This window comes from Vibrio sp. 1562 (assembly GCF_033340155.1).
In the GTDB taxonomy this organism is placed as follows: Bacteria; Pseudomonadota; Gammaproteobacteria; order Enterobacterales; family Vibrionaceae; genus Vibrio; species Vibrio alginolyticus.
The window spans coordinates 1-567 of record NZ_JAWOVY010000617.1 but is presented as its reverse complement, the minus strand read 5'-3'; the positions used below and the strand labels follow the sequence as shown (position 1 = coordinate 567).

At 47.1% G+C, this 567-nt stretch carries 1 pseudogene; it reads left to right on the top strand.

The features are described from left to right. Nucleotides 1–567 (top strand): annotated as a pseudogene (locus R7Z49_RS26715) (transporter); the annotation flags it as partial.

Sequence of the window (567 nt, the reverse complement as noted above, 5' to 3'; positions counted from 1 at the left end):
TATGCTGAGTTTCAATCAAGTTTCAGACCATGTTGAGATTGAAAAAATCAGCGCACTTTCCTATCTCACCTATCGTGAGAGGCGAGATTCGCAACTGACGAAACAAGAGTGGCGCCAGCTTGCCAACTATATTAATCAGCAGAAGCGGCACCATGAGCCACAAAGTGCCGTCGACAGTATTCAGTTATCGCCTCTTGAGCCTAGTTGTAGCGCTGAGACAGCGCCAACGCTACAAGGCAAAGTCGTGCTTGCTGAACCGATATGGACTATCCCGAACCTGATGCGCCATTCTGAATGGTTGCATGAGGTGATTCGTAGCACGGGGCTAGAGTTAGAGGTCATTAAAGTGGAAGACATTAGTTTTCCCGAGTCAGTTTCACACTTGGCGGATTTATTGTTCATTGAAGAGGTCATGGAAGCGCCATTTGAATATGGGGTATTTGAATGGCTATCGGTGGCGACTGGCTTACGTTTTAGTTTCGAACAAAACCAGATGGAGCGTCACCGCGAGCAGCTTCAAGAAGCCATTGCCTATGAACAACCGATTTCTCATTTGCTGGGTATTGA